The organism is Aeromonas sp. HMWF017, assembly GCF_003061465.1.
Taxonomy (GTDB): Bacteria; Pseudomonadota; Gammaproteobacteria; order Enterobacterales; family Aeromonadaceae; genus Aeromonas; species Aeromonas veronii.
Map to the genome: position 1 here is coordinate 14,324 of NZ_QAJD01000169.1, position 8,798 is coordinate 23,121.

An 8,798-nucleotide genomic window follows, 5' to 3' on the forward strand; every position below is an offset into this window, starting at 1 on the left:
TGTTGTCGAGGGCCTTGTATTCGAATGCCGCCATCTCAATCTTCCCGGGTCACGCGCAATACCTCTTCGAGGCTGGTTTGCCCCTCGAGGACCTTGTCGATGCCGTCACGGCGGATGCTGGGGGTGTGGCCGCGGATCAGCCGCTCGATGGCGAGCTCACCGCTGGCGCTGTGAATGGCTTCACGCACCGCTTCGTCGATCACCACCAGCTCGTGGATGCCGGTTCGGCCACGGTAGCCGGTGTGGTTGCACAGCTCGCATCCGACCGGGTGCCACACCTGCTGATCGGGGGCCAGCTCGATGCCCATGGCGAGCCGCTCCTGCTCGGTGATGGGACGCGGGGCGCGGCAATCGGGGCAGAGGGTGCGCACCAGCCGCTGGGCCAGCACTGCCAAGAGCGACGAGGAGAGCAGGAAGGGCTCGATCCCCATGTCCCGCATCCGGGTGATGGCGCCGATGGCGGTGTTGGTGTGCAGGGTCGACATCACCAGGTGACCGGTCAGCGAGGCCTGCACCGCGATTTGGGCGGTTTCCAGATCTCGAATTTCCCCCACCATCACCACATCCGGATCCTGACGCAGGATGGCGCGCAGGCCGCGAGCAAAGGTCATGTCCACCTTGCTGTTGACCTGGGTCTGGCCCACCCCTTCGAGGTCATATTCGATAGGGTCTTCCACCGTCAGGATGTTGCGATCCCGCGAGTTGATTTCAGACAGCGCTGCATAGAGGGTGGTGGATTTACCGGAACCGGTCGGGCCGGTGACCAGGATGATGCCGTGGGGTTTGCGAATGAGCTCGCTGATGATGGTGCGATTGGCTTTGGTCATGCCAAGCTGTTTGAGCTCGAGGCGCACGTTGTTCTTGTCCAAGAGACGCAGTACCACTCGTTCGCCGTAGCTGGACGGCATGGTGGAGACCCGCACGTCGACGGCGCGGCCACCGATACGCAAGGAGATACGACCATCTTGCGGTACCCGCTTCTCGGCGATATCCATCCGCGACATCACCTTGATCCGCGAGACCAGGAGCGAGGCCAGCTTGCGATGGGGGCGCAGGATCTCCCGCAGCACCCCGTCGATGCGAAAACGGATCACCAGTGCCCGCTCGAAGGTCTCGATATGGATATCGGAGGCCTCCTCCTTGATCGCCTCGCTCAACATGGCGTTGATGAGGCGAATGATGGGGGCGTCGTCATCGGCATCCAGCAGATCTTCACTTTGCGGCAGCTCTTCGGCCAGGGCGAAGAAGTCCATCTCGTTGCCAAGATCTTCCATCAGCTGGCGCGCCTCGGAGGAGTCGCGCTGGTAGTGAGCCATCAGCAGCTCTTCGAAGGCCTCGTTGTCGAGCTGCTCCACCGCGAAGCTGCAACCCGCTACCCGCCGTACTTCCAGCAGGGCCTGCGGGGTGACGCCGGGGCGGCACTGCAGCACAGGAGTGCCGTCCCGCTCAATCAGGATCACCCCGAAGTTGCGGGCAAAGACAAAGGGGAGCTCGGGCAGTGGCGCAGGCCCGACGCTTCCATCCAGATGGTAGGCACTCATCAGGGCTTACTCTGCACAAACGGGGTGGTGGTCTCGACAGTACTTTGCTGTCTGCTCCGCATCTCGTTGATCTGCTTCTGGATCTCTTTTTGCAGCTCGGGCGACACCATCACATCCTGGCCGTAGGCAGGCAATACCTGACGGGCGGGGGAGGTGAGATACCCCTCCTGCGAGGCGGCATTGAGCTGCTCGGCGCGGAACAGGCTGTATTTGTTGCTGGAGACACCGGTATAGACATCCGCATCACGCAAGATGGTCGGCCGGATAAAGACCATCAGGTTGCGCTTGGAGGTGGTGTTGGAGGTAGAGCGGAACAGATAACCCAGCACCGGGATATCGCCCAGCAAGGGCACCTTGGAGACCTGCTCCTTGGTCTGTTCATCCATCAAACCGCCCAGCACCACGGTTTCGCCGCTTTTGACCAGCACTGCGTTCTTGACGGTACGGGTGTCGAAGGTGGGGCCAAGGTTGGCAGTACCGGTCGCCTGGGTCTGGGCGACGCTGGAGACCTCCTGCTCGATATTGAGCAGCACCGAATCTCCTTCGTTGATCTGCGGGGTCACCACCAGCTTGGTGCCCACCGTCTTGCGCTCGATGGTGTTGAATACCTGATCGCTGGTGGTGGAGCTTTGCGAGCCGCTCTGGACCGGGACCTCCTGACCGACGTTGAAGGAGGCTTCCTTGTTGTCCATGGTGACGATACTGGGGGTGGAGAGAATATCGTTCTTGGTATTGGAGGCCAGCGCCGTGGCCAGCATGGCCCAGTCGCCGTGATAGAAACCGGCGGCCATGCCATTGAACTCTTTCAGCAGATTGGCTGCGGTGTCGGTCTTGCCATCTTGGTAATCCTTACCGGCGGCGATCGCGCCACCGATAGGCAGACCTGAGTTGGTGAACTGGGTGCCGCCACCGTTGGCATTGCCCCACTGGACGCCAAGGGTGAGGCCGTCACCATCCTGCATCTCGACGATGATCGCCTCCACCAGCACCTGGGCGCGGCGGATATCGAGCTTGGCCACCACCTGCTCCAGTTCGGACATCACGTCTGGCTGGGCGGTGATGACCAGCGCATTGGTGGTCTCGTCGGCGGAGATGGCCAGCTTGCCACCACCGATGCTGGCGCCACCTGTGGTTGCACCGCCGCCCTTCTTGTCGGCCTCGATGCTGGAGCTGACCCCCTTGAGCACCTCGACCATGTCTTTGGCCTTGCCATATTTGAGGTAGAAGACCCGGGTGTTGCCCTGGCTTTGCAGGTCGCGGTCGAGTTGGCGCACCATCTGGATGATGCGGGCGCGCGCTTTCGGCTCACCACTCACCACCACCGAGTTGGTGCGCTCGTCGGCCACCACCTTGGGGGAGAGCAGCAGAGAAGCGGTGCCGCCCTGGGGGTTGCCATCCTTGTTGAGGTTGGTTACCAGCCGCACCATTTCACCCGCCGAGGCGAACTTGAGCTTGATGATGTCCACATCCTGATCGCCTGCGCGGTCGACCCGGTTCACCACCTCCACCAGACGGTTGACCACGGCGGCGCGGCCGGTGATCAGCAGCACGTTGGAGGGCTCGTAGTGCACCACGTTGCCACCACCGGCGTTGTCGTTGAGCTGGCGCAGCAGCGGAGCCAGTTCACGGACCGAGACGTTGCGCACTGGCACGACTCTGGTCACCATCTCGTCGCCCATGCCCGGGTTGCTGCCATCCACCACCGGAATGGCGGAGGTCTTGGCATCCCGCGAGCGCAGCACCTTGAGTACCCCGTTGTCCATCGGCACCACGGCAAAGCCGTAGACGTCGAGCACGCTCAGGAAGAACTGGTAGTACTGCTCTTCATTAAGCAGGTCGTAGCTGCGCACGTTGATCTTGCCGCGCACCGATGGCTCTATGATGATGGTTTTATTGAGATTCTTGCCCACCGTATTGATGAACTCTTCAATGTCGGCGTTCTTGAAACTGGCAGAGTATTCGGTGGCCCAGGCTGAGCCTGCCATCATCAGTGCCGCTGCGATAGTGGCCAGACGCCAGCCTTTCCCTTTAGTGGTCATTATTGGTACGACTCCAAATCATTATTCTGACAAGCGCACATAGATGTCGAACTGTTCGCCCTGTCGCTCGACGGTCACTGTCATTTCCGTTGCGCCAGCCAGCTGCTGCATTGCCTGCATGGCTTGCATGTTGTCCCGTAAATCCAGTCCGTTGATGCTGATGGCCAGGTCATTGGCCTGCAGCCCGCTCTGGTTGAAAAACTCAGGATTGCTGCCCGGGTTGAGGCGATAGCCGGTCATGCGACCATCCACCTGAACCGGTGAAATATTGAGGTAATCGGTGATCTTGCCCGGATCGGCCATCAGCTCGCTGCGCAGGGAGCCAAGGGGGGCGGCGTTGGTCTGCGGCAGCGGCTTGCCATACTCCTCGCCATCCAGCATCAGAGTCTCGTCGCGGCCATCCCGCTCGATGATCACCCGATCCGGATAGACCTGCCGGATCCGCGCCTGGGTGCCGTCAATCATGTCACCGACCCCATAGGAGTTCTGGATGCCGGACATGGCGATGATGGCGATGGATTTGGCGGGATCCGAGCTGGCCAGCACCCCGTTGAGCTGGGCATTGAGCTGGGTACGCGGCGCATTGGCGGCCACGGCGGCTTTGGCTTGCGCCTTGGGGATCGCCTTGCCAAACAGCGCCAGTCGGCTCACCTCGCCCAGTTCAAGGCGCGGGTTGCTCTGGCCGCTGACCGCTACGGCGGAGGGTTGCCACGGTTGGCTGGTTTGCGGGCTTGCCAGGGTGAGCAGACGCCAGGTGAGGGTGGCGCTCTGCTGGGCCAGCATGATCAGCAGCGCCAGAAAGGCCACCTGGGTGACTCTGGTCATGGGAAGCCGCCGGCACTGGGCCAGCAGCGTGGTCAAAATGTCATCCCTGAATCGTAGCGTCATATTAATCAACAAATTCCAGGCTCTGGGGCGGCTGCGTATTGTGTACGGCCGGTGGCTGTGACACAACGGGTCCGGGCGCACCAAACCGTAAAAATGGATATTTCATCACACCGTAAACCTTTGAATGCTCACAAAAGTGGCACTCAGGTGAGGTGCATCCTGCTTGCCAGCGAACATCAGGGGACGGTGCGTACTCACCCTCGCCAATCCTGTAGCGCCTTGAGGGTCACGCTCTGTCCGGCGACCTGCAGCACTATGTATTGCTGGTCGATGGTAGCGAGCACGACCCCCGGGGCGATTTCGCTCCCCTCCCGGTATTCCCGGCCATTGAGCACCACGGCCCGCTTGGCGGGGTTGGAGGAGAACACATGAGAGCCATAGCTCAGCTGCGGTACCTGCTGGCGCACCGATTGGGGGGCCGAGCCCAGCGCCATCAACTGGGCCGGTTGCACGTTGTTCTGGCCGGTGGCGTGTGGCGTCTCCTGCAATGGGGTTTCATTGAGGGCTTTCATCAGCTGCTCGGCCAGACTCAGCGCGGGGGTATTCCCCTGACTGGGCCCTTCGTTTTTGGCCACTGCTCTGGGTTGTACCACCGGCTCCGGCAGGGGCGGCGGCAGCGGACGGGTCACCATCGCCTTGGGTTCGACCCGCACGAAGGGTGGAGTGATCACCTCTTTCACCTCCACCTTCTCCTCGATGGGGCGCAGGTGGAGCAGATGCCAGCCATAGTTGGCGACCGCCCCCAGCAACAGGGCCAGGGGTGCCAGCAGCCAGCCGATGCGGCGTGGGCTGCGCTCCTCTTCCCGGGGCATGGGCAAGCCCATGGCCGGAATATGGGCGGAGAGTTGCGGTTGCTGCGCACGGCGCAGCGCCTTGAGCAGGGTAGACATCAGGAGGCCTCCTCCAGTCTGGGCATGGGTTCACCGGAGAGGGCGTTGAGACGCAGCAGGGTGTTGCTGCCCGCGATGCCATCAGGGGTGAGCCCCTGATCTCGCTGGAACTGCTGCAGCTTGTTCTTGAGCTCGCCATCGAAACGGCGCACCTTGCGCTCGGGTTGTTGCAGCGCACGGCTCAAGGCGTTGTCGAGCCACTGGATCTGGGTCTGACCGGCATTGCTGGCGATCAGGCTCACCCCCCCTTTCGGCATGCGCCAGAGCAGGGTGTAGCTACCGCCCCAGTTGTCGCTGAGCCACTGGCGATCCACCTGCCAGCTTTGGTCACCGATCATCAGGCTGGCCTTGTTCGGCCCCAGATTGACCAGGGTCGCATAGTAGAGGCCGCCAGTCGGGTCAGTGAGCGTGATCATGGCGGGATACTGCAGGGCGCGCAGCTCGTCGAGGCTTGCCTCTCCCTCCTGACAGCGCAGACCGGCACGGGGCGCGTTGTCGCAGGTTGCCTCGAACGGTTCCGGTTCATAACCCCAGACCCGATAGAGATTCTGCATGGCGCTGTCAGGGTCGATGGCCTGATTGATCGCTTCGGTCAGCTGCTCCTGCTGCTCGGCGGTCTCGTCGATGGTGACCGGCACCTCGACCTTGACCACCGGACGGGTGGGGAACACGCCGAAAAATTGCCAGCCCCACCAGCCTGCGGCCACCAGCAGGGCGCCCGCCAGCGTCACCATCAGACCGGAGGCCCAGCTTCCTTCGTCCCGAACGCCATTGACCTCGAAGGCAGCCTGGCTGATATCGCTGTGGACAATCTTGTAGCTGCCACGGGCGAAAGCGGCGATCAGGGCACGGTCGCAGATGAGGTTGATGAAACGGGGGATGCCGCCACTCAGGCGATGAAGCGTCTTGATGGCGCGCGGGGTGAAGATGGGTTGTACGCAGCCTGCAACTTGCAGCCGGAAGCGGACGTAGGCATCCACATCGCTGTGAGAGAGCGGCAGCAGGTGATAGCGGGCGGTAATGCGCTGGGCCAGCTGACGCAGCAGGGGTTGGCGCAGCATCTGTTGCAGCTCGGGCTGGCCGATCAGCACCACTTGCAGCAGTTTTCGTTCGTCGGTTTCGAGGTTGGTGAGCAGACGCAGCTGCTCCAGTACACCGGGTAGCAGGTGCTGCGCCTCATCCACCAGTACCACGCTGCGCTTGCCTGCCGCCAGGTTGGCAAGCAGGTGATCGCGAATAAGGTCGAACAGCCGCTTGATCCCGGCATCTTCGGGATAGGGGAGTTGAAACTCGTCGCAGATGGCGGCCAGCAGATCCCGTTCGGTCAGGGAGGGGTTGAGGATGTAGGCGATCTCGGTCTCGGCGGGCAGCTGTTGCAGCAGGCAGCGGGAGACGGTGGTTTTGCCGGTGCCCACTTCGCCGGTCAGCAGCACAAAGCCGCCGCCATCCTGCAATCCATAGCTGAGATGAGCAAGGGCTTCGCCGTGGCGCTCGCTCATATAGAGGTACTTGGGATTGGGCGAGATGGAAAACGGGTGTTCCGAGAGGCCGAAGAACTGTGTGTACATGAGGGTATTCTTTTGTAGCCGGCGACAGATGAAAAATGTCTCCGGATGATAGCAAACCTCGCTTTCATTGGAAGTCATCATTGGCGCCGAAGGGCAAATTGCGGCCTTTTCCTGCCATCTTGTGATCCCGGTTGCGTCATCGGCACGAATCCGGATCACAAAATGACAAAAAATAGCTGTAAATAAAGGGAAATATCAATATAGGCGCGGCGTGGCAAAGGCCGTCAGCATGGCGCTGAATCGGCTATGGTCAGACCTGTTTGTGTACAATTTATGACGCCGGTTGCTCTGTCAGCCATCAGGGCAAGCTGGTCGGAATGTACTTGCTCAGTGGTGATCCTGAAACTGCGCGGCAATCTCCCTGAACTGCGCCTCACAGGCGAGAAACGCCGCGACGATGCCGGGATCAAAATGGCTGCCGCTCCCCTTCACGATGATCTCCTTCGCTTCCTCATGGCTGAAAGCAGGTTTGTAGACCCGTTTCGAGATGAGGGCATCGTAGACATCCGCTACCGCCATCAAACGCCCGGAGAGGGGAATGTCCTCACCCGCCAGCCCAGCCGGATAGCCGCTGCCATCCCACTTTTCGTGGTGGGTGAGGGAGATCTCCCGGGCCAGCCGCAAGAAGGAGTTGGAGCCCAGCTGCGCCTCGGCGCTCGCCAGCGCATCGGCGCCGATCTGCGGGTGGCGCTTCATGATGGCGAACTCCTCGTCGGTCAGCTTGCCCGGTTTGAGCAGGATGGCGTCGGGAATGCCCACCTTGCCCACATCGTGCAGGGGAGCCGACTTGAACAGCAGGTCGATGGTGGCGTCATCGAGCGGATAGCGATCCCAATCGCTGAGACTGAGGTATTGCGCCAGCGCCTTCACATAGTGCTGGGTGCGGATGATATGGGCGCCGGTCTCGTTGTCCCGGGTCTCCGCCAGCGAGGCGAGGCCGAGGATAGCCACGTCGCGGGTCAGGTTGAGCTCGTCGCTGCGGGATTTCAGCTCACCGATCATCTGATTGGTGCTGGCGGCGATAAGGCCGAACTCGTCATCCCGGGTGACCGGCACCCGGGCGTCGAAGTCACCACACTGCACTCTGGCCATGGTGCGGGTCTGCTGGCGCAGGGATAGGCCGAGATTACGACCATAACCGTGAATAATGAGGGCGAGATAACAGAAGGTCACCGTCATTACGAAGGCGATCTCCCACAGGATGTAGTGCTGGGCATCGACTCTCGGCAGACTGCGCTCCACCGTCACCAGCCACTCCAGATCCTTGTTGAACAGCAAGAAGAAGACGCCCCCCAGCAGGGTGAGGGTCGCCAGAGTAAAGAAGGTGAACTTGCGTGGCAGCGGCATGGCTAGCGGGTGGCTCAGCGCCAGACTCTGCTCGGCTTGCCGTGCTCTGGCCCGATGCCAATCCCGCTCCAGAGTCAGGTCGGCCGCCACCAGAAAGCCGAGGGTGGTCATCCCCAGCAGCACCTTGAGGTGACTCTCCAGCGGGAAGTCGTGGGTCAGGGCGTTGTAGCACGAGAGCAGCAGCGCCCCCAGCAGATAGAAACCCACCTCCAAACCGAACCCGTTCAGCCCGTTGCGCGCCAGGGGCCGCCTTGAGAGCAGCCGGTTGCGCACGGCGAACATGATGGCGAACGTCACTAGGGTCGGCCCCAGCAACTGGGGCAGGGTGAGACTCTCGAGAAACGGGCAAACCTGCCAGCCATAGAGACAAAATAGTGACAGGGTTACCCCGTAGTGCAGGGCGCAGCGCCCCGTGATCCTCTGCATATTCCCACCCATGTTGCTGGTTATTGTTATGTCGGCGGGAGGCCCGCCATTACAGGCGCCGCAGCAGCAGGCTACCGATGGAGTAGCCTGCGCCAAAGG

At 61.7% G+C, this 8,798-nt stretch carries 6 protein-coding genes; all 6 read right to left on the bottom strand.

Going from position 1 to position 8,798, the window contains the following annotated elements; translation table 11 throughout:
* Nucleotides 1-35: 35 nt before the first annotated feature.
* The gene (gene exeE, locus DBR30_RS18720; protein ID WP_108541009.1) at nt 36-1,541 is read right to left on the bottom strand and encodes a GspE family T2SS ATPase variant ExeE; all 1,506 of its coding nucleotides are present in this window, start codon (nt 1,539-1,541) and stop codon (nt 36-38) included.
* Nucleotides 1,541-3,580 carry a GspD family T2SS secretin variant ExeD gene (exeD, locus tag DBR30_RS18725; RefSeq protein ID WP_108541010.1) on the bottom strand — a complete coding sequence of 680 codons (2,040 nt, stop codon included), beginning with the start codon at nt 3,578-3,580 and terminating at the stop codon, nt 1,541-1,543. Before exeD ends, exeE begins: the two co-directional genes overlap by 1 nt.
* A gap of 21 nt (nt 3,581-3,601) precedes the next feature.
* Nucleotides 3,602-4,441, bottom strand: a complete 840-nt coding sequence (exeC, locus tag DBR30_RS18730; RefSeq protein WP_108541011.1) for a GspC family type II secretion system variant ExeC — start codon at nt 4,439-4,441, stop codon at nt 3,602-3,604.
* A gap of 221 nt (nt 4,442-4,662) precedes the next feature.
* Nucleotides 4,663-5,358 (bottom strand): GspB family T2SS assembly factor variant ExeB, encoded by a 696-nt coding sequence (gene exeB / locus DBR30_RS18735; RefSeq protein ID WP_108541012.1) that lies wholly within the window; start codon nt 5,356-5,358, stop codon nt 4,663-4,665.
* On the bottom strand, nt 5,358-6,926 hold the full coding sequence (locus tag DBR30_RS18740) for an ExeA family protein (protein ID WP_108588475.1): 1,569 nt from the start codon (nt 6,924-6,926) through the stop codon (nt 5,358-5,360). The genes exeB and DBR30_RS18740 overlap by 1 nt, the downstream gene beginning before the upstream one ends.
* A gap of 327 nt (nt 6,927-7,253) precedes the next feature.
* Entirely contained in the window at nt 7,254-8,699 is a 1,446-nt protein-coding gene (locus DBR30_RS18745; protein ID WP_108541013.1) for an HD domain-containing phosphohydrolase, read from the bottom strand.
* Between the last annotated feature and the right edge of the window lie 99 nt (nt 8,700-8,798).

Coding starts and splice junctions, on each gene's coding strand:
- exeE (WP_108541009.1), bottom strand. CDS start 1,541: ATGAGTGCCTACCATCTGGATGGAAGCGTCGGGCCTGCGCCACTGCCC.
- exeD (WP_108541010.1), bottom strand. CDS start 3,580: ATGACCACTAAAGGGAAAGGCTGGCGTCTGGCCACTATCGCAGCGGCA.
- exeB (WP_108541012.1), bottom strand. CDS start 5,358: ATGTCTACCCTGCTCAAGGCGCTGCGCCGTGCGCAGCAACCGCAACTC.
- DBR30_RS18740 (WP_108588475.1), bottom strand. CDS start 6,926: ATGTACACACAGTTCTTCGGCCTCTCGGAACACCCGTTTTCCATCTCG.
- DBR30_RS18745 (WP_108541013.1), bottom strand. CDS start 8,699: ATGCAGAGGATCACGGGGCGCTGCGCCCTGCACTACGGGGTAACCCTG.